The organism is Streptomyces novaecaesareae (assembly GCF_000716875.1).
GTDB lineage: Bacteria > Actinomycetota > Actinomycetes > Streptomycetales > Streptomycetaceae > Kitasatospora > Kitasatospora novaecaesareae.
Genome location: NZ_JNWQ01000042.1, coordinates 1 through 20,210, shown reverse-complemented (window position 1 = coordinate 20,210; position 20,210 = coordinate 1). Strand labels below are relative to the sequence as shown.

The 20,210-nt window shown below is 70.8% G+C and carries 15 protein-coding genes and 2 pseudogenes; 13 read left to right on the top strand and 4 right to left on the bottom strand.

Annotation, left to right across the window (positions count from 1 at the left end):
* The first annotated feature begins 439 nt into the window (after positions 1–439).
* On the top strand, positions 440–1,933 hold the full coding sequence (locus OP86_RS18005; RefSeq protein WP_157849770.1) for a serine/threonine protein kinase: 1,494 nt from the start codon (positions 440–442) through the stop codon (positions 1,931–1,933).
* A 162-nt stretch (positions 1,934–2,095) separates the two neighbouring features.
* Positions 2,096–2,461: a hypothetical protein gene (locus OP86_RS18000; protein ID WP_030058147.1), complete on the top strand. Its 366-nt coding sequence runs from the start codon at positions 2,096–2,098 to the stop codon at positions 2,459–2,461.
* Positions 2,462–2,491: 30 nt separating this feature from the next.
* Here OP86_RS18000 and OP86_RS17995 read toward each other — a convergent pair whose 3' ends face one another.
* Positions 2,492–3,262 carry a hypothetical protein gene (locus tag OP86_RS17995; RefSeq protein ID WP_030058146.1) on the bottom strand — a complete coding sequence of 257 codons (771 nt, stop codon included), beginning with the start codon at positions 3,260–3,262 and terminating at the stop codon, positions 2,492–2,494.
* Positions 3,263–3,606: 344 nt separating this feature from the next.
* Between OP86_RS17995 and OP86_RS17990 the strand changes: the two genes are divergently transcribed.
* Positions 3,607–4,164 carry a nucleoside-triphosphatase gene (locus OP86_RS17990; RefSeq protein WP_030259070.1) on the top strand — a complete coding sequence of 186 codons (558 nt, stop codon included), beginning with the start codon at positions 3,607–3,609 and terminating at the stop codon, positions 4,162–4,164.
* A 550-nt stretch (positions 4,165–4,714) separates the two neighbouring features.
* Positions 4,715–5,449: a DUF899 domain-containing protein gene (locus OP86_RS17985; RefSeq protein WP_030058144.1), complete on the top strand. Its 735-nt coding sequence runs from the start codon at positions 4,715–4,717 to the stop codon at positions 5,447–5,449.
* 143 nt (positions 5,450–5,592) lie between these two features.
* Here OP86_RS17985 and OP86_RS35905 read toward each other — a convergent pair.
* Positions 5,593–5,721: pseudogene (locus OP86_RS35905) on the bottom strand (family 1 glycosylhydrolase); the annotation flags it as partial.
* A 520-nt stretch (positions 5,722–6,241) separates the two neighbouring features.
* On the opposite strand from OP86_RS35905, the gene OP86_RS17975 reads away from it, so the two are divergent.
* Together OP86_RS17975 and OP86_RS17970 are read left to right on the top strand one after the other, a co-directional pair.
* Positions 6,242–7,864 (top strand): long-chain-fatty-acid--CoA ligase, encoded by a 1,623-nt coding sequence (locus tag OP86_RS17975; RefSeq protein ID WP_078589085.1) that lies wholly within the window; start codon positions 6,242–6,244, stop codon positions 7,862–7,864.
* 412 nt (positions 7,865–8,276) lie between these two features.
* Positions 8,277–10,694: an ATP-binding SpoIIE family protein phosphatase gene (locus tag OP86_RS17970; RefSeq protein WP_051830208.1), complete on the top strand. Its 2,418-nt coding sequence runs from the start codon at positions 8,277–8,279 to the stop codon at positions 10,692–10,694.
* A 210-nt stretch (positions 10,695–10,904) separates the two neighbouring features.
* Here the strand turns inward: OP86_RS17970 and OP86_RS35900 are convergent.
* Both OP86_RS35900 and OP86_RS17965 read right to left on the bottom strand, forming a co-directional pair.
* Positions 10,905–11,063 (bottom strand): annotated as a pseudogene (locus tag OP86_RS35900) (family 1 glycosylhydrolase); the annotation flags it as partial.
* A 98-nt stretch (positions 11,064–11,161) separates the two neighbouring features.
* Positions 11,162–12,130, bottom strand: coding sequence for a LysR family transcriptional regulator (locus OP86_RS17965; protein WP_030058140.1), 969 nt, complete (start codon positions 12,128–12,130; stop codon positions 11,162–11,164).
* Between the two features lie 98 nt (positions 12,131–12,228).
* Between OP86_RS17965 and OP86_RS17960 the strand changes: the two genes are divergently transcribed.
* Genes OP86_RS17960 through OP86_RS17930 form a run of 7 tightly spaced genes read left to right on the top strand, consistent with a single transcriptional unit; the run spans position 12,229 to position 20,140 of the window.
* On the top strand, positions 12,229–13,917 hold the full coding sequence (locus tag OP86_RS17960) for an ABC transporter substrate-binding protein (protein ID WP_030058139.1): 1,689 nt from the start codon (positions 12,229–12,231) through the stop codon (positions 13,915–13,917).
* A complete protein-coding gene (locus OP86_RS17955; RefSeq protein ID WP_030058138.1) occupies positions 13,914–14,855 on the top strand; it encodes an ABC transporter permease in 942 nt (313 codons plus the stop codon). The genes OP86_RS17960 and OP86_RS17955 overlap by 4 nt, the downstream gene beginning before the upstream one ends.
* Positions 14,852–15,844 (top strand): ABC transporter permease, encoded by a 993-nt coding sequence (locus OP86_RS17950; protein WP_030058137.1) that lies wholly within the window; start codon positions 14,852–14,854, stop codon positions 15,842–15,844. Before OP86_RS17955 ends, OP86_RS17950 begins: the two co-directional genes overlap by 4 nt.
* Before the next feature lie 5 nt (positions 15,845–15,849).
* Entirely contained in the window at positions 15,850–16,656 is an 807-nt protein-coding gene (locus OP86_RS17945) for an ABC transporter ATP-binding protein (protein ID WP_418952634.1), read from the top strand.
* Positions 16,653–17,669: an ABC transporter ATP-binding protein gene (locus OP86_RS17940; RefSeq protein WP_033332309.1), complete on the top strand. Its 1,017-nt coding sequence runs from the start codon at positions 16,653–16,655 to the stop codon at positions 17,667–17,669. The genes OP86_RS17945 and OP86_RS17940 overlap by 4 nt, the downstream gene beginning before the upstream one ends.
* A 32-nt stretch (positions 17,670–17,701) precedes the next feature.
* Positions 17,702–18,946 carry an alpha/beta fold hydrolase gene (locus OP86_RS17935; RefSeq protein WP_030259087.1) on the top strand — a complete coding sequence of 415 codons (1,245 nt, stop codon included), beginning with the start codon at positions 17,702–17,704 and terminating at the stop codon, positions 18,944–18,946.
* A 21-nt stretch (positions 18,947–18,967) separates the two neighbouring features.
* A complete protein-coding gene (locus tag OP86_RS17930) occupies positions 18,968–20,140 on the top strand; it encodes a M6 family metalloprotease domain-containing protein (RefSeq protein WP_030259090.1) in 1,173 nt (390 codons plus the stop codon).
* The last annotated feature ends 70 nt before the right edge of the window (positions 20,141–20,210 follow it).

Here is a 20,210-nt window from a genome sequence, read left to right as displayed (position 1 = left end):
GTCACGAGCCCACTCCAGGTGGGCCGGATGGCACCTTCGGCCCGCCGACGGGCCGGGGTCCTCACGCCCGTACTCCGCGCTGTCCAACAACGACTCCACCGGCGCGAACCAGAAGTCCTGGAGCGGAGCCCGCCCACCCCGTCCGCCCGAGGCCCGCAGGCCGGGCCGAGCTCGAAGCGCTCGGCCCGCAGGACACGCATCCGCGGACTCCCGGATGAGCGCGGGCCCTAAGCGAACGAACCGACCGTCACCAACGACACCGGGTGGCAGTTGAATGACACTCACACAGCCCTCCCCCCGAGAAACCGGATGACAGCGGGAGTCAGCAAATCAGATATCGTTGGAGCCCGTCAAAGGCCGATCAGAATAATAGTATTTACAGTCACGCTTCCACATTGCCAATTGGATAGTCAGACTTTCATTAGAAAGTGTGGGTGGGTTGGAGTACGGGGAAGAGCTTGCCGGCAGGTTCCGTATCGAGAAGCGGGTGACCACCGGCGGTACCGGCGTGGTGTTCAGAGCCACGGACCTGGCCGAGGGCGGAGAAGTCGTGGTCAAAGCCCTGAACGTGGACAGCGGCCCGGACTTCTTCCTCTCACCGGAAGAGCGGCACACACGTACGCAGAGCCTGCGGCGCTTCCACGCCGAGTGGACGATGCTCCAGAAGGCAGCAGGCCCTGGCATGCCTCGTCCGATCCACGCCCAACTCGACGCCAAACCTCCGTACTTGGTCATGGAGTACGTCGACGGCGAGGATCTCTCCACGCTCCTCAGCACCGGCCTCTGCTCCCTGGACGACGTGATCGCCATCGCGGTCTCACTGCTCCGTGTGGTCGAGCGCCTCAGCAACCTCGGCATCGTGCACCGCGACATCAAGCCGCGAAACGTGCGCGTCCGGCGCAGCGACTCGGCGATCTTCGTACTCGACCTCGGATCAGGGCTGGACAAGGGGACCGACGACGACTCCCGCATCACACTGCCGTGCGAGCACTCACCGCTCAGCATCGGCTATGCGGCACCGGAACTCCTCCGGAAACACCGCAATCCCGACTCGGTCGCGGATGTCTACAGCATCGGGAACATCATGCATCGCGGCATCACGGGGAAGCGGTACTTCGAGGAAACGGACACCCGGAGCATCCAGGATCAGCAGCTCAAGGACATGCCCCCGCGTATCGATCCCGCGGTGTACTCGATTCCGCTTCCGTTGGCCGTTCTGATCCGGCGCATGGGCGACCCCGATCCTGGCAATCGGGTCACAGTGCGGGAGGCATTGGATTACCTGGAGTCGCTTCTCCCCCGCCCCGGAGCACCCGACCCCGAGCGCCCGCTGAAAATCGACGTGACCCTGCCCTTCCGCAGACCGGCCGGCTACATCCACGCTCCCGCCGTGCCCGCCCAGCCGTCCAGTCCGCGCCGCCCGTCGGTACGGCGCCGTCGGCGGCTGACCCCGGTCGCCCTCCGCACGCTGCTGGAGCTAGCCGAGTCCGAGTTGGCCACCATCGGTCCGGGCGCACGCTGCACCGAACTGGCGATCGCACTCGCCGACAGTTCCTGGGAGCAGCCACCAGACCCTCTACTGGCAGCACGAGCACGGCTGGTCGAGGCTGACCGGGCGCGGGCCGAAGGCCGGTGGGCGGCCGCCGCAGAGGCCTACCGCCACGCCCAGACCACCCTCCGGGACACTGATGAGTCGGCGGCACTTGCTCTGGTGGTGGAAGCGAAGATCGGCTTGGCCGAGTGCCTGGCCATCGGAGACGCCGATCCCTCCAGCGCATACCGACTCTGGGCCGTCGCCGTGGCCGAGGTGGCCCGATCCGCAATGCCTCCGGCTCGTCTTTCCGCACGCGCCCGGGAATTGGGCGGATGCCTAGCCGACTTGGGCATCCGAGCCGAACTGGAGATCCTTCTGGCACAGTTGCCCACCAGCTGAATGAATCATCGTGCTTGTCAGGACATTTGGGGAGGACCGACACCCTGTGCCCTGCCTGGCAGGTCGTGGGGCTCCTGATCTTGCCGAACACCCTTTCCTTCCATGGCACCCCGATTACGCTTGCCCCAGTCACGGCCAAGGTCGAACGAGGGGGTATCGCCCATGCCGTACGAGATCGGCGCGAAGGTGAGGCTGACCAGGGATGTGCAGGTCACCGCAGACGGCACGGCGGCCGGGATCGGCTTCCCCGGTCCGCTGTTCCTGGCCGGGGGCTTGGCGGGCGTCGTCACGGGCTCGGCAAAGGAAGCCGGCGGCGTATCCCAGGACATGCTCGCGAGCTTCGATCAGCAAGTCCGCGACAGCCGACTCCAGGGCTTCGCGGCCCACTTGGTCGAGGACCTCCGTCAGCGGGTCATCGGGCCGGGAGCGTTCGACGCCGGAGCCGGCGCTCAGGTCAGGTACCGGGTGCGCTTCGAGAACGGGTTTGTTCTCGGCGGCATCGAAGAAGGCTGGCTGACCGGAGCCTGAGTATCTGCCACCGCGCCGATCCGGCCCTCCTCAGGCCGGGTAGCTGATCGAGCCCAGCGGCGGGCAGGGGATGAGCGCGGTTCCGGCGCCGGGACGTTCCACGAAGGCCCGGGCCTCGGCAGCCTGCCGGCGCCGGGTCTCCAGCTCGTCGGCGTGCCAGGCGTCGCGCATGGCATGGGGGTAGTCCAACGAGTCGTCGATGAGACTGAGGCTGGTGTTGCCGGAGCTGCGCTGGAACTCCGCCTTCACGGCAGCCTGTTGGAGAGCGGTCTGGGCAGCGGCGAGATCGATACGGGTGATCAGGACGCCGAGGGTGTTCGGTTCGCGGGTCGGCATGGGGGCCTGCGGGAGCAGCGACACCCCGGTGTCGAGGCGGCCGATGTTGTCGACGCTCGCGTCCTGGGCCTCCCTCACCGTGATCTGCATCTCCCGGTGCAGCCAGAAGAACTCGTCGAGGTCGGCCTGGGTGATACGCATCCGCTCGTACAGCGCCCGGAAGCGGGGGTCTTGGTGCAGCGGGAGCATGAGAGCCATGTGGAGCGCCACGCAGTCGTTGAAGCCCCCTGACACCGCGGCCTCGAGGTGGAGGATGGCCAGTTCCGCCTGCCCCTGCGCGCACGCCAGCCCACCGAGGCTCGCGCGGCCCGAAGCGGCGAGCCACGCACCGTCGGGGCCGAGCGCCGTGGCACGCGCGACGAGGTCGTGGAGGCCCCTGGTCCCCGCCACGGCGGGTCCCTTGGTCAGGAACTCCACCAGCACTTCGTGAAGACGGGTGGCCAGTGAGCTGACGGTGTCGACCATGGATCTCCTCGGGCCTCGGTGGTGAAGAGCTACAGGGGCGTCGAGTCTGTGGCAACCCCCCTGGGGATGACGGGCGGACGAGGTGAGCGGTTCCTGCGCGTTCCCGACCGTGATCGAGGCGCTGGCACACCATCTTCCGAAGGCGATCCGGGACGGCAGCCGTACGATGGCCGACGCCCGAGCCGCCTTCGGTCCCGTGCTGCCCGACGCCGGTGCCGAACACGCCGGGTCGGGGTGACGCGAGGCCCGGCGGCCGCGTGCGACGCAACCGCCCCCGTGGGAGGCTGGAAGCAGGTTCACTCGACCTCGACCGCCCACTGGCGGTCCTCGCAGCGGAGCCGGGAATGCCGACAAGGATTCTGCTGGAGGGACGCCCCGGCACCGGAAAGACCACCGCGATCCGCAGGCTGGCGACACTGCTGCGAATCCGGGAAGCGGCGGGCTTCACGACGCAGGAGATCCGCGCGGGCGGTGCCCGAGTCGGTTTCTCCCTGGAAACGCTGGCGGGCCGTCGCGCGGTGCTCGCCCATGTCGATCTCCCGGGGCCACCGCGAGTCGGGCGGTACGGCGTCGACCTGGAGGTCATGGAGCGGCTGGCGCTGCCGGCCCTGGCGTGGATTGCTCCGGACCCGACCGCGGCACCGTCCCCGCGGAAGCTGGTGCTCGTCGACGAGCTCGGGCGGATGGAACTGGCGTACCGGCCCTTCGAGGACGCCGTCCGGGCGCTGTTCGCCGCTGAGGTCGACGTCGTGGCCACGGTGCAGGCGCAGCACGGCCCGCTCACCGATGCCCTCAAGCACCGCGCCGACATCGAGGTCCTCCAGCTCACCCGGGCGAACCGGGACCGTCTCCCGGAGCAGCTGGCGGCCCGCCTGGAGCCGGTGGTCCGAGAGGCGCCGTGACGATGGCCCACCGTCGTCGGCGCGCATCCGCGATCGCCACTCGGCGCGACCGTTGGAACGTCGGTCTCCTGCGTGCCTCCGCCCGCTGGGCCGAGCGCGGCGCCCGCTGCACCGGCTGGACCGACCGAGGCGTCGAGCGTTGCCGAGGCTGGGCGCACGAGGGGGCCCAGCGACCCGGCGAGCTGGCGCCCCCGTCGTGGTTCGCGATCGCCCTCCCGTTTGGCATCGCGTGGTACCGGATGGCCGGCGGCGCGGCGCGGGTGTGGTGCTGGGTCGCCCGTCGGTCCTGTCGGGACCTCGCCCGGGCCGTCCACGGACGAGCCGTTCGCCCCTCGCACCCGCGCTGACACGATCGACTTCCGTCTCGCCGTGCCGCCGTGTGATCACGACGCTGAACAGGCGATTCGGCTTGGCGTCGAGGGCCCGCCGCCGCGCGCGTACGGTGGTTGTACGGCCGGACGGGTAGCCGGTGGCAGGCATTGCCGACTGCCACTGCGGGTGACCGCACGCGGCGATGCGGTGTTCTGCTCCCACACAGGAGGGAATGGCCATGCCCGAGCACAGGATCGGCACGCAGGAGGAGTTCGAGGCGGCCAGGGAGGAGCTGCTTGCGGAGGAGAAGAAGCTCACCCGACGAAGTGACGAGCTCGCACGGAAGCGGCGGGAGCTTCCCTGGGTGGCGGTCGAGAAGGACTACAGCTTCGAGACCGAGGGCGGGACCACGTCGCTCGCGGACCTCTTCGGCGGGCGCTCGCAGCTGCTTGTCTACCACTTCATGTTCGGCCCGCCCTACGAGGCCGGATGCCCGGTCTGCTCCTCGATCGCGGACACCCTCAACCCCAACGCAGTCCACCTGAAAGCCCGCGACGTGACGCTGATCTGCTCCTCGCGGGCGCCGATCGACAAGCTCCTCGCCTACCGCGAGCGGATGGGCTGGAGCTTCGACTGGGTCTCCACCGGCGGCAGCGACTTCCACCGCGACCTCGGCTTCCAGTACACCGAAGAGGAGCTGGGGCCGTTCCTTGAGGGCAGCATCCCGCCGACCGTCCGGCAGATGGCGGAGGCCTGCGGCACCGACGTGCTCGGGTACGTCACCGAGGGGCCTGGGCTGAGCGCCTACGCGCTCTCGAACGGCACCGTCTACCGGACGTACGTCACCACTGCGCGCGGCCTTGAGCCCGCCATGGCCTACTACGGCCTCCTCGACCGGACGCCGATGGGCCGGCACGAGGAGGGCGAGGAGACCCACTGGCTGCGCCGCCACGACGAGTACGGGAAAGCCTGAGGATTCGCCCGACTTGGGCAGATCCCACGTTGTGATGGCTGCCCCTCACCAGACGACGCCGATAGCGCGCCAGGGATCGGAGGGCCCGTCCCCCAGACGCCGCCGGGACCCTGACACGGATCAGTTCCTACGTCGAAGCCCAACTAACTTTTCGACGAAGCTCGGTGAGTGCCGATCAGGTCGCGGTACCAGGCGTAGGAGGCCCTCGGGGTGCGCTTCCGCGTCGCGAAGTCGACGTGGACGAGGCCGAAGCGCTGGTGGTAGCCCTCGGCCCGTCGGACAGACTGTCACCGTTGGGTCAGCGACGGACGTCGCCGTAAGCAGGGCGCCGCCGCTCAGCGAGAAGCCTGTCAGTTCCGGGGCCGGAAAAGGCAAAAGCAAAGGCAAGGAGATCCGTCTCTCCTTGCCACTCTTGACGTATAGCGCACCGGGGGGCTTGGGGCAAGACCCCGGCCACGGCGCAGAATCCTTGGCCGAGGCCACAACCTGCGGAAATGAGGGCACGAGGTGAGGGTGCTGTTGTCGACGCACGGGGAACGCGGTGACGCGGGACGAGTGGTGGGACCGGCGGTGCGGTTGCGGGCGTCCGGGGCACGTCGTGGGCGTGGACCGGGCCACCCGGCTGATCCGGGACGGGCAGCGGATCCGAGTGCACGGCACCGACGGCTATGTGGAGATCCTGCGACCGGACGGAGAAGACCCATCCGCGGCTTCCGGCCAGGACGGCACCACACAGTAGATGACCGTTTGCTTGGTCTCGATGGCCCGCCGCCGCGCGCGTACGGTGGATGTATGGCCGGACGGGTGGCCGGTGGCAGGCACTCCCGGCTGCCAGCGGCGAACACTGCACTCCCCACGCGTGCGCACGCGGAGCTTCCCCACCCCAAGGGCGACCTGTACAGCGTCATCGAGTTCTGGAACGAGGTTGCCCCGAAGGATGAGGCGCTCGTAGAGGATGACCGCCGGTGGACGTGGAGTGACCTGGCGGACCGGGTGTCGCGCCTGGCCGCCGCGCTCGCCGAGGACGGCATGCGGTCCGGCGACCGCTTTGCCTCACTCGACAAGAACAGCACCACCACGGTCGAGGCCACCCTGGCAGCGGCGCGCAACGGCTACGCCCATGTCATTGTCAACTGGCGACTGGCCCCCGACGAGCTCGCGTACATCCTCGCCGATGCCCAGGCCGGAGTCCTCTTCGTGGGCGCGGAATTCGTCCCGCAGCTCGAGGAGATCAGGAGTCGCCTGCCCGAGCTCACGAAGGTCGTCGTCGTCGGCGGTGACGCGGACGAGTACGAGCACTACCTCGCGTCGGCCCAGCCTGTGCAGCGCACCCACCAGCCGGCCCCGGACGACTGCGTCCTCCAGCTCTACACATCCGGCACCACCGGGTTCCCGAAGGGCGCGATGCTGACCCATCGGAGCCTGGAGGCGCACTGCATCACGGCGGTGGAGGCGTTCCACCTCACCCGTGACAGCGTGAACATGGTGGCCATGCCGCTGTGCCACGTGGGCGGCTCCAGTTGGTCGCTGCTCAGCATCTACACGGGCGCGCGCACGGTCATCGTGCGGGCCGTGGTCCCCGCCGACGTGCTGGAGCAGATCGGGCGGGAGAGGGTCACCCATGCCTTCTTCGTCCCGACGATCTTCGAGTACCTCCTCGCCGCACCCGAGCTCGACAGCGCCGATCTGTCCAGCTTGCGCTGCCTGGTGTACGGAGGGGCACCGATGCCCCCGCCGCTGATGCGGCGCTGCCTGGACAGGTTCCGGCAGGATTTCTACCAGGCGTACGGGATGACCGAGGCGTCCGGAGCGGTCTGCGTCCTGGAGCCGGCCGCGCACCGCGACCCGGACCGCACCCACCTGCTCGCCTCGGCGGGCAGGCCCGTGAAGGGTGTGCAGGTCAAGGTGGTGAACCCCGTCACGGAGCAGGAGGTGCGGACGGGCCAGACCGGCGAGTTCTGGATCAGGTCCGATCAGGTCATGGTCGGATACTGGCGCAAGCCGGACGCCGACGGCGATTCCTTCCACGACGGCTGGTTGCATACCGGGGACGCCGGCTATCAGGACGAGGCGGGCTATCTCTTCGTCCGCGGCCGGGTCAAGGAAATGATCATCTCAGGCGGCGAGAACATCTACCCGGTCGAGGTGGAGCGGGTCCTCGCCCAGCACCCTGCCGTGGCCGAGGCCTGCGTCATCGGCGTCCCCGACCCCACGTACGGCGAGGCAGTCAAGGCCGTCGTCACCACTGCACCCGATGCCGTACTCGACGAGGGGAAGCTGATCGCCTTCTGCCGCGAGCATCTGGCCGCCTACAAGTGCCCCAAGTCGGTGGACGTCGTCCGGGAACTGCCCCGCACGGCCACCGGGAAGGTCCTCAAGCGGGAACTGCGCAGGCCCTACTGGACGAACGACTGACGTTCGTACGGCCCTTCCGATCGGATGCCTCCAGCGGCGGTTCGCTCGCTGAGGCCGGGACGCGACCGGCAGTGAGCGAGACCTCGCCGACCCGCGCATCGACCGGACCAAGGGGATTCCCTGCCGAAACTCGGTGACCGCATCGGCTACTGGTCCGCCGGACCGCCCCCAGACGCCCTCGCCACCATCCTGAAGGCCTAACGTCTCGGGTTCGACTCGGTGTGGACGGCGGAGGCGTACGGCCCGTCGAGAGGACGGTTCGCCCGCCGCGTACCGAGCGGGCGCAGCGGCCCGTAGGGCATCAGGCCTGCTGCTGCCGACTCGGCAGGCAGGATCGGCGACACCTCCGAATTGCTCATACTGGAAGTGGCCCCGCTCCTGGAGCCGCCGCACCTCGTCAAGGAGGAACACGATGGGCGCGTTCGCAGACGAATGCCACCGCCACGGTTCCCCCTTCGGCACCTTGGCGGCCGCCGTGCTCGATGAGGAGGGAACCGTACTCGGCTGGTCCAGCGGAGCAGAGGAACTCCTCGGGCGTACGGCGGAGGAAGTCTGCGGCCGTTCTGTCCGGACCCTGCTCGACGACTCCTTCGGCACGACCCCGGGGGCCTCCGCCCGGCCGGGGATTCCGATGGGCGGCCAGGCGCAGGTTCGGCACCGGTCGGGCAGCACCATCGATGTCACCTTCCAGGTTACGCGGCTGAATCCCGACTCCGACTTCCTCGTCCTGGCGGTTCCCACCCCGACCGCGGCGGACCAGCTGCAGGGGGCTGCTCTGCTGCGCGCGTTGCTGTCCCAGGACCTGATCGGAATCACGCTCTACGACACGGAGCTGAAGGTTGTACGGACCAACCTCGATTCCGGGTTGTCCGGTGGACCGCCGCTGCCACCCGGCAGCCGGATGGCGGAGAGGGTGTCCGCCGAGGACGCCGAAGCCGCTGAGGCGGCGCTGCGCCAGACGCTGAAGACCGGTGTACCCGTCGCGGGGCGGGAGCAGCGGATGCGTTCCCCACTCAGCCCTGAACGGGAGGGGACCCTGCTGATGTCCGCCGTCCTGTTGAAGGATGAACAAGGACAGCCGACGGGAGTCGCCGCGACGCTCATCGACGTCACCGGCCAACAGCGGGCCCACCGGCACCTGGATCTGCTCCACGAGGCATCCCTCCGCATCGGCGGATCCCTCGACATCAGCCGCACGGCTCAGGAACTGGTGGACGTTCTCGTACCCGCCCTCGGTGACTTCGCAACGGTGACTTGCGCTGAGGCAGTACTCGAAGGCGACGAACCCCCGAAGATCTCCGGGGGCGGGGAGCTGCACCTGCGCCGGATCGCGGTGGCCTGTGCCACCGGGCAGTGGCCGACCGATCTCCTTGCGCCGGGCATGGCAGTGCCACCGCTCCCGGACATGCCCGCCCTGCGCAGCATCCAGCGGGGCGAGACCGTGGTGATCGACCGTGCCGAGGTGATCGCCTCGCTCGGGGACCCACAGTTGGTCAAGCTGTGGGTCCCCGAGGACGGACATTCGATGGCGCTGGCCCCCCTGTTCGCGCGAGGTCTGCTGCTCGGAGCCGTCGAGGTCTGGCGCACCCGGAGGCGCGAGCCCTTCGACGCGGAGGAGGCGAGACTGCTGACGGAGATCAGCTCCAGGGCCGCGCTCAGCGTGGACAACGCCCGCCGCTACACCCGTGAGCACCGTGCCAACGCCGCGTTGCAGCGACGTCTGCTTCCGCCTGCCCTGGCCGAGACCACGGCGGCGGAGACAGCGGGCATTTACCTGCCCGCGGGCGGCGGAGCCGAGATCAGCGGCGACTGGTTCGACGTCATCCCCCTTCCGTCCCTGCGGGTCGCTCTCGTCGTCGGGGATGTGGCCGGACACGGCCTGCAGGCCACCGCCACCATGGGGCGTCTGCGCACCGCTGTCCAGACCCTCGCCGACCTGGAGCTCGCCCCCGACGAAGTCCTCACGCACCTCGACGACATCGTCCAGCGGCTTGCGGTCGAGGCGCCCCGGGGACTCGGGTACACGGTGGGCGCCACCTGCCTGTACGCGGTCTACGATCCGGTCACTCGCCGCTGCACCGTGGCCAGCGCCGGTCACCTGCCACCCCTCGTGGTCCTCCCCGACGGCACCACCCGAGTCGTCGCGCTTTCCCCCGGCCCGCCCCTCGGCGTCGGTGGCGCACCATTCGAGACCACCACGATCGACCTCGCACCCGGCAGCGTCCTCGCCCTGTACACCAAGGGCCTCGTCTACCGCGCCGACGGCTACGACATCGAAGCCGGCACCCGCTGGCTGGCCGACAGCCTCGCCGGCCTCTGCCGCTCCGACCGCGCTCTGCACGACGTCGGCCAGGACCTCCTGTCCTGCCTGAAGGACCGCCCGCCCCGCGAGGACATCGCCCTCCTGCTCGCCCGCACCTCCGGCGTTCCGCCGGAGTCCACCGCAGACTGGGAGTTCCCCGCGGACCCAGCCGTGGTGGCCACGGCCCGGGAGGCCACTGCCCGCCAGCTCGCCACCTGGGGGCTGGACGATCTCGTCTTCAGCACCGAACTCATCGTCAGCGAACTGGTCACCAACGCGATCCGCTACGCCGGCGGCCAGGTCGGACTACGGCTGATCTGCGACAACGTGCTGATCTGCGAGGTCACCGACCCCAGCAACAGCCAGCCACGGTTGCGCCGGGCCCGCTGGACCGACGAAGGTGGCCGCGGCCTGTTCCTGGTCGCACAGCTCGCCGCTCGCTGGGGCAGTCGCTATGGCCGGCAGGGGAAGACCATCTGGGCCGAGCAGTCCCTCGCCCCCGTGGTCGGTGGACGCGCGCCCAAGTGAGCGGCCTGCACCGACTGCCCCCACCTCGGTTGGTCACACGGGAGACGGCCCTCCTGCAAACGTCTCGGGTCAGCAGACAGAGACGGCTGTCCTCTGCCGGTGACGGTCCACTACACCACGTGGGAGGCCCTGACCAAAGCGGCCATGGCTGCGTCGAACGCCGCACCGGAGACCGTCCACTGCGACCAACTGGCAGCACCCCGTGCCCGTCTACTGTCTCGCCCGGGAACGACGCGCAGCCTGCGTCGAACTCCGCGTCCGGTTCGCGGCGATCAGGTCGCGGTACCAGGCGTACGAGGCCCTGGGCGTGCGCTTCTGGGTGTCGAAGTCGACGTGGACGAGGCCGAAGCGCTGATGGTAGCCCTCGGCCCGTCAAACAGGGTGTCATCGTATCCCCGCCGCCGGCAGGATGGCTCAACTCATCCAAGGATCAGCGTCGTTGGCGAGCCATGACGATGGACGGCCGCTCACCGGGCGGCCGCCTCGGGTTGCCCGGCTGCCGCGCGCAACCACCGCTGGTACACCGGGCTGCGCTCGGCCGCGACCCGGTGGGCCACGCGGACGTGCTCGACCAGCGCCGCCTCCAGGGCGGCCAGCGGACCCGCCTGGTGCCAGGCGATCAGGTGCCGGTACCAGAGCGGGTCGCCGATGATGGGCCGCACGGCGATGCCGGGCAGTTCCTCGAAGGTGGCCTGGCACAGGCTCACCGCGCAGCCGCTGCGGACCAGCTCTATCAGCAGCCGTCCCTCCGCCTCGTGCACGGTGCGCATCCGGTGGCCGGTCGCGTGGAAGGTGGTGGACCAGTACTCGCGGACCCGGTCGTCGTCCGGCCGGGGCGACACCCAGTCCTCGTCGGCGAGTTCGTCCAGTCCGACCTCCGGTCGGCCGGCGAGGCGGTGGCCGGCCGGCAGGGCGACGAAGACGGGCTCGGTGACCACCGGCCGCAGGACGACGCCGGGCCGCGCGGCCAGCTCGTAGCCGGGGCAGTCGCCGACCACGACGGCTTCGAGGCGGCCGGCCGAGACGTCCTCGATCAGCGGGACGGAGGAGCCCTGGGCGCGGGAGACGATCCGGGCCTCGGGGAGGTGGGCCCGCAGGGCGTCGATCAGCCCGCCGATCAGCGGGGCGTTGACCGAGCCGAGCCGCAGGCGCTGGACCGGGCTGCTGGAACGGGCGGCCAGGGCGGAGGCACTCAGCAGCTCGTCGACGGTGGGCAGGACGGCGCGGGCGCGGGTGAGCACGGCCTCGCCGAAGGCGGTCGGTACGGCGCCGGTGCGCCCGCGCTCGAACAACGGGCCGCCCAGCATGGCCTCGATCCGGCGCAGTTGGGCGCTGAGCCCGGGCTGGCTGAGCCGCAGTGAGGCGGCGGCACGGGTGAGGCTGCCGGTTTCGGCGATCGTGCAGATCATCCGGAGGTGCCGTATCTCAAGCTCCATAACCGGATGTTATGAACAGCTGGGAGCTCCCGGAAGAGCTTGCGAAGGCCCAATCTTGTCCCACATGTGAAATGTCATATCACACTAGAGGGGGACGAATGAGGCCACGAAGAGCCGCAGGCGCCCTGGCGGCCCTCGGGCTGCTGTCCGCGGCGGCCTGTACCGGATCGACCGGGGCCGGAGCCGGCGCCCCCGGGAACGCCGTCGCCGTGAAGGGCGGCACCCTGCACGTCCTGTCCACCATCGACCTGGAACACCTGGACCCGGCCCGCGCGTACGTCACCTCCACCCAGGACGTCGGCCGGCTGATCTACCGGACGCTCACCACCTTCGCGCCGGCTCCCGGCCAGGCCGGCGGAAAGATCGTGCCGGACCTCGCCACCGACACCGGCCGTCCCACCGACGGCGCCCGGACCTGGACCTTCACCCTCCGGGACGGCGCGCGCTTCGAGGACGGCCGACCCGTCACCAGCAAGGACGTCAAGTACGGCGTCGAGCGCACCTTCGCCGCCGAACTGCCCGAGGGCCCGCCGTACGCCCGGCTCTGGCTCACGAGCGGCGACACGTACAAGGGCCCGTACCAGGACAAGGCCGGCCTCGCGTCGATCGAGACCCCGGACGAGCGGACCGTCGTCTTCCACCTCAACCGGCCGGTCGCCGACTTCGGCTCGGCCGTGTCGCTGCCGATGTTCGCGCCCGTGCCGCAGGACAAGGACACCGGCGTGGGCTACGACAACCGCCCGTTCTCGTCCGGCCCCTACCGGATCGACACGTTCGAGCCCAAGAAGCAGCTCACCCTGGTGCGCAACCCCTCGTGGGATCCAGCCACCGATACCGTCCGCAAAGGCCTGCCCGACAAGGTCGTGATCGACCTCAACCTCGACCCGGCCGTGGTCGACCAGCGACTGATCGCCGGCCAGGGCGAGGACGCGAACGCCGTGGCTATGGAACCCATCGGCCCGGCCTCGGTCGGCCGGGTGCTGGGCGACCCCCGGCTGAAGCAGCGCCTGGTCACCGGCGAGTCCATCAACACCCGCTTCCTCGGCATCAACACCGGACACAAGCCGCTGGACGACGTCCGGGTGCGCCAGGCGATCGCCTACGCGCTCGACAAGGACGCGCTGCGCACCACCCGCGGCGGCCCCATCGCGGGCGACCTCGCCACCACCCTGCTGCCGCCCACCCTGCCCGGCGCCGCCCCCGAGGACCCGTACCCGAGCCAGGACGGCAAGGGCGACCCGGCCAAGGCCAAGGCCCTGCTCGCCGAGGCCGGGCACGCGTCCGGCCTGGAACTCACCCTCGACACCCCGGCCACCGCCGGCGGCAAGGCGCAGGGCGAGGCCGTGCAGGCCTCACTCGCCCGGGCCGGCATCACCGTGCGGATCAACGAGATCAGCTCGTCGGCGTTCTACAGCACCATCGGCAGCCCCGCCCGCGAACACGACCTGCTGATCGACGGCTGGACACCGGACTGGCCGGGCGCCTCCACCTACCTGCCGGTCCTGTTCGACGGCAGGCTGATCACCGCCGAGGGCAACAACAACCGCGCCCAGTACGACTCCCCCGAGGTCGACGCCCGGCTCGACCAGATCGCCGCCTCCGGCGACCCGGCCAGCGCGCAGGCGGCGTACGGCGAGCTCGCCAAGCGGATCATGCGGGACGCCCCCGTCGTCCCGTTCCTCTGGGACCGGGCCGCCGTCCTGGTCGGGCCGAACGTGGCCGGCGCGTACGGGCACACCGCCTTCGTCGGCCGACTCGACCTCGTCTCGCTGGGACTGCGCAGGTGAGCGCCCGCGTCGCCGGGAGCACGCGCGCGGGTTCCCGCACCGCCGGGACCGCGCAGGTGCCCGTCCTGCGCAGGCTGCTGTCCCAGCGCGCGACGGCGCTCGCGCTGGCCACCGTCGCTCTGCTGGTCCTGGTCGCGCTGGCCGCCCCGCTGATCACCTGGCTGACCGGCAGCTCCCCGACCGCCTTCCACGGCGAAACCGTCGACCCGGCGCTCGGCGGACTGCCTCGCGGTACGGCCGGCGGCATCAGCGCCGAGCACTGGCTGGGCGTCGAGCCGGTCAACGGCCGGGACGTGCTCGCCCGGGTCGTGTACGGCGCGCGCGTCTCACTGCTGGTCGCCGTGCTGGCCACCGCCGTCTCCACGCTCCTCGGCACCGCGCTCGGCCTGCTCGCCGGATTCCTCGGCGGCTGGGCCGACACCCTGATCGGCCGGCTGATGGACCTTCTGATGTCCTTCCCCAGCCTGATCTTCATGATCGCCCTGATCTCGGCCGCACCCGGGGCGGACCGCCGGCTGCTGCTGATCACGGTCCTCGGCCTCTTCGGCTGGCCGTACGTCGGGCGGATCGTGCGTGGGCAGGCGATGGTGCTGGCCCGCGGCGAGTTCGTGGCGGCGGCCCGGGTGCTCGGCGCGTCCCGGCGGACGCTGCTGCTGCGCGAGGTGCTGCCCAACCTGACCGGGCCGGTGCTGGTCGTGGCGACGATGTCGATCCCGGCCTGCATCGCCACCGAGGCCGGGCTGTCCTTCCTCGGCGTGGGTGTGCAACCGCCCACGCCCTCCTGGGGGCAGATGATCGCGTCCGCCGTGCCCTGGTACGCCTCCGACCCCGCCTACTTCCTCATCCCCGGCGTCCTCCTGTTCGTCACGGTGCTCGCCTTCAACGTGCTCGGCGACGCCGTGCGCGATGCGCTCGACCCCCGGAGCAAGCCACGATGATCCTCTACCTGCTGCGAAGACTGGCCGTCACCGCGGCCGTCCTGCTGGTGATCTGCGCCGCCACCTTCGCGATCTTCTACCTGATGCCCGCCGACCCGGCCCAGGGCGCCTGCGGCAAGGCCTGCAGCCCCGAACGGCTCGCCACGATCCGGGCCACCCTCGGGCTGGACCGCTCCCCGTTCACCCAGTTCGGCGACTACCTCGGCGGCATCCTCTCCGGGCGCGCCTTCGGCAGCGGGGCGGCGGCCGTCCAGTGCCCCTTCCCGTGCCTGGGCTTCAGCTTCCAGACGAACCAGCCGGTCTGGGAGCTGCTCACCAGCAGGCTACCCGTCAGCATCTCCATCGCCGTCGGCGCGGCGGTGCTGTGGCTGGCCGTCGGCGTGGCGGCGGGCGTGGTGTCGGCGCTGCGACGCGGCAGCCTGTGGGACCGCGCCGCCATGACGGCCGCCCTCGGCGGGGTCTCGCTGCCGATCTACTTCACCGCGCTGGTGCTCCAGTACCTCCTGGTGGTCCAGCTGAACGTGCTGCCCTACCCGACCGCCGTCCCCCTCACCGAGGACCCGATCGGCTGGGCGCAGTCCATGGTCATGCCCTGGATCACCCTGGCCATGCTCTACTCCGGGGTGTACGCCCGGGTCACCCGCAGCGAAATGCTGGAGAGCCTGGGCCGGAACTACGTCCGCACGGCGCGTGCCAAGGGACTGGCCGAGGTCACCGTGGTCCGCAGACACGCGCTGCGACCCGCGCTGATGCCGATCGTGACCATCTTCGGCATGGACCTCGGCGCGCTGCTGGGCGGCGCGCTGATCACCGAATCGGTCTTCGGCCTACCCGGTGTCGGCAAGCTGGCCGCCGACGCGATCGCGAGCGCGGACCAGCCGGTCATCCTCGGCGTGACGCTGTTCGCCGCCTCCTTCGTCGTGCTCGCCAACCTGGCGGTGGACCTCGCCTACGCCGCACTGGACCCGAGGGTGAGGGCCGTCGGATGACGCTGTTGACCGTACGGAATCTGGTAGTCGACTTCTCGTCAGGCGTCCGGGCGGTGGCCGGGCTCGACCTCGACCTCGCGGCCGGACAGGTCCTGGGCGTCGTCGGGGAGTCCGGCAGCGGCAAGTCCGTCACCAGCCTCGCCCTCCTCGGGCTACTGCCCCGCGATGCCCGCGCCAGCGGCGAAATCCGCTTCGACGGACGCGAGTTGACGCGGCTCGACCAGCGCGCCCTGCGCCGCCTGCGCGGCAACCGGATCGCCATGGTCTTCCAGGACCCGCTCTCCTGCCTCAACCCGTACTACCCGGTGGCCTTCCAGATCGCCGAGGCCTACCGCGCTCACCACCGGGCCGGCCGGAAGGCGGCCCACCGGGTCGCCGTCCGGATGCTGGAACGGGTCGGCATCCCCGAGGCCGAACGACGCGCCCGCTCCTACCCGCACGAGTTCTCCGGCGGGATGCGGCAGCGGGTGATGATCGCCATGGCGCTGTGCCTGGAGCCGGACCTGCTCATCGCGGACGAGCCGACCACCGCACTCGACGTCACCGTCCAGGCCCAGATCCTCGACCTGCTGCGCGAGCTGCGGCGGGAGACCGGTACCGCGATCATGCTGATCACCCACGACATGGGCGTGGTCGCTGGACTCGCCGACCAGGTCGTCGTGATGCGCGACGGCCGTGCGGTCGAGCGCGGCGCCGTCCGCGACGTCTTCCACCGCCCGCAGCAGCCGTACACCCGCGGCCTGCTCGCCTGTGTCCCCCGCATCGACGGGCCGCTGCCGCATCGGCTGCCCACCCTTTCGGAGACGGCATGACCTCGCTTCTCGAAACCCCGCTCCTCGAAACCCAGCGCCTGGTCAAGCACTTTCCGGTCCGCCACGGCCTCACCCGGCGCCTCGCCGGACACGTCACCGCCGTCGACGGCGTCTCCCTGCGCGTGTCGGCCGGCGAGACCCTCGGCCTGGTCGGCGAATCCGGCTGCGGCAAGTCCACCCTGGCCCGCCTGCTCACCCGGCTGGAACAACCGACCTCCGGCAGCATCCGGTTCGCCGGCCAGGACCTCGCCGAACTGGACGAACACGACCTGCGCCCGGTCCGCCGCGAGCTCCAGATGGTCTTCCAGGACCCCTTCTCCTCACTCAACCCCCGCCAGACCGTGCGCCGGATCCTCACCTCGCCCTTCGCCTACCAGGGGCTGGAGCCCGACGAGCCGGTGGAACGACTCCTGGAGCGGGTCGGCCTCGGCCCCGAGCACGCCGACCGCCACCCGCACGAGTTCTCCGGCGGACAGGCCCAACGCATCGGCATCGCCCGCGCGTTGGCCCTGCGGCCGAAGCTGGTGGTGTGCGACGAGCCGGTCTCCGCCCTCGACGTCTCGGTGCAGGCCCAGATCCTCAACCTGCTCAAGGACCTCCAGGACGAGCACGGCCTCGCCTACCTGTTCATCGCCCACGACCTCGGCGCCGTCCGGCAGATCAGCACCCGGATCGCCGTCATGTACCTCGGTGCCGTCGTCGAGACCGCCGACCGCGACACCCTCTTCGGCACCCCCGCCCACCCGTACACCCGCGCCCTGCTCTCCGCCGTGCCACTGCCCGATCCGGACGCCGAGCACGACCGCGAGAGGATCGTGCTCCACGGCGACCCGCCCAGTCCCCTCAACCCGCCCAGCGGCTGCTGCTTCCGCACCCGCTGCCCCAAGGCGGCCGACCTCTGCGCCGGCGAGCGCCCCACCCTGCGGGTGATCGCGCCTGGCCACCAAGTCGCCTGTCACTTCGCCGAGCGGAGCGAGGGGAACAATCGATACAGCCCGGAGTTGTCACAGTGATCCTGACCACCCACCGCCTACCCGGACTTGCGGTGACCGACCACCTCTTCACCGTCCCGCTCGACCACGCCGAAGCCGACGGCGCCACCATCGACGTCTTCGCCCGGGAGGTCGCCGACCCGGCCCGCGGCGCCGAACAACTGCCGTGGCTGCTCTACCTCCAGGGCGGCCCGGGCGGCAAGTCACCCCGCCCGCTGAACGCCGGCGGCTGGCTGGACCGCGCCCTGAAGACCCACCGGGTCCTGCTGCTCGACCAGCGCGGCACCGGCCGCTCCACCCCCGTCACCGCCCGCTCCGCGGCCGGGTTCAGCTCGCCCCGACAGCTGGCCGATCACCTCGCGCTGCACGGGGCCGGCTCGATCGTCGCCGACGCCGAACTGATCCGTCGTCAACTCTGCGGCGACGAACCGTGGGAGACGCTCGGGCAGAGCTACGGCGGCTTCGTCACCCTCAGCTACCTGTCCTTCGCACCCGAGGGCCTGCGGGCCTGCTACATCACCGGCGGCCTGCCCGGACTCGACGCCACCGCCGACGACGTGTACGCCGCCACCTACCCCCGGGTGCGGGACAAGGTGCTCGCCCACTACCTCCGCCACCCCGACGACCCGCACATGCTCCGACGGCTCGCCGACCGCCTCGACCACCGCGCGGTCCGCCTGCCCGACGGCGACCGGCTCACCGTACGGCGGCTACGCGCCCTCGGCCTGATGCTCGGCATGGGCGACGGCTCCGCCCGCCTGCACTGGCTGCTCGACGAGTGCCTCGACCCGGCCGGCGAGCCCACCACCGCCTTCCTCCAGCAGGTCATGCAGCTGACCGCCTTCACCGACAACCCGCTCTTCGCCGTCCTCCAGGAGTCCATCTACGGCCGCCCGGGCGCCTGCACGGGCTGGGCCGCCCAGCGCGCCCTGGCCACCCACCCCGCCTTCGCCGAGGACGCCGACCCACTGCTGCTCACCGGCGAGATGATCTACCCCTGGATGTTCCGGGAGATCAGCGGCCTGCGCCCCTTCGCCGAAGCCGCCGACCTGCTCGCCGCCCGCACCGACTGGCCCGCGCTGTACGACCCGGCCCGACTCGCCGCCAACCGGGTACCAGTGGCCGCCGCCGTCTACCACGACGACATGTACGTGGACGCCGAGCTGTCCCTGTGCACCGCGCGCTCGATCGGCGGACTGCGGGCCTGGATCACCAACGAGTGGGAGCACGACGGCGTGACCGCCTCGAACGGACGCGTCCTCGCCCGTCTCATGGACCTGGCCTCCGGCCGGGCGTGACCACACATCCGAAGGAGAGACGTGACACCTCGCCCGCTCGTCGGCGCCCTGGCGCCGGCACTGGCCCTCCTCCTGGTCGCCGCCGCCCCGGCCGCCGCGTCCCCCTCCCCCTCCGCCGCGGCCTGCGCCCTGCCCGGCCGCACCGGATGGACGGACGAGGGCCACGACACCGACCGCACGCAGTTCCTCCGACCACTCGGCACCAAGCACGTGCTGATGCTCTTCGTCGACTTCCCCGACGCCCCCGCCACCGGTGACCCGGGCGACTACTACGACCGGCTCGCCCCCGCCGCGGACTGGATGCGGCAGGACTCGTACGGCCGCACCCGCCTCGACATCACCCCGCTCGGCCGGTGGCTCCACATGCCGCAGGACTCCACCTCCTACGGCTTCCAGCGCGGCATCGGCTTCGAGCAGCACGAGGCGTACGTGCGCCAGGCCGTCGAAGCCGCCGGGCCGGACGTGGACTTCTCCCGCTACGACCTGCTCTACATCGTCCCCACGAAGTCCGCCTCCGCCATCAGCTTCTCGCCCACCTACCTCTACGACCCCGCCGCCACCGGCATCGTGGCAGGCGGCACCCGGATCAAGTGGGCGGTCACCTTCGGCCAGGACATGTACCGCTGGGGCCCGAAAGTCGCCGACCACGAGACCTCGCACACCTTCGGCCTGCCCGACCTGTACGCCTTCCAGGGCGCCGACACCCACCGCTACGTCGGCGGCTGGGACCTGATGGGCCTCATCTCCGGCCCGTCACCGCAACATCTGGGCTGGGAGCGCTGGAAGTTCGGCTGGATCGACGACCGCCAGGTCGCCTGCCTGGCGGCCGCCGGCAGCCGCACGGTCCGCCTGCACGCGATCGAACGCCCCGGCGGCACCAAGATCGCGGTGATCCGCACCGGCGACACCACCGCCTACGTCGCCGAATCCCGCCGCGCCACCGGCGGCGACGCGTCCGCGTGCTCCACCGGCGTCCTGGTCTACCGGATCGACACCGCCGCCCAGACCGGCCAAGGCCCCGCCCAGGTCGTCAACGGCAACCCCACCGCCGTACCGCCGACCGGCTGCACCCCGCTCGACATGGCCGCCCTCCGCCCCGGCCAGAACTTCACCGACCCCGCGACCGGGGTCCGGATCGACGTCCGCCGAGGCACGCCGACGTCCGACACCATCACCGTCACCAAGTCGAGTTGACGGTTCACCAGACCGCGCCGTGAACAACTCCGGCGGCCCCCTCCCCCACCCCCACCCCCACCCCCACAGG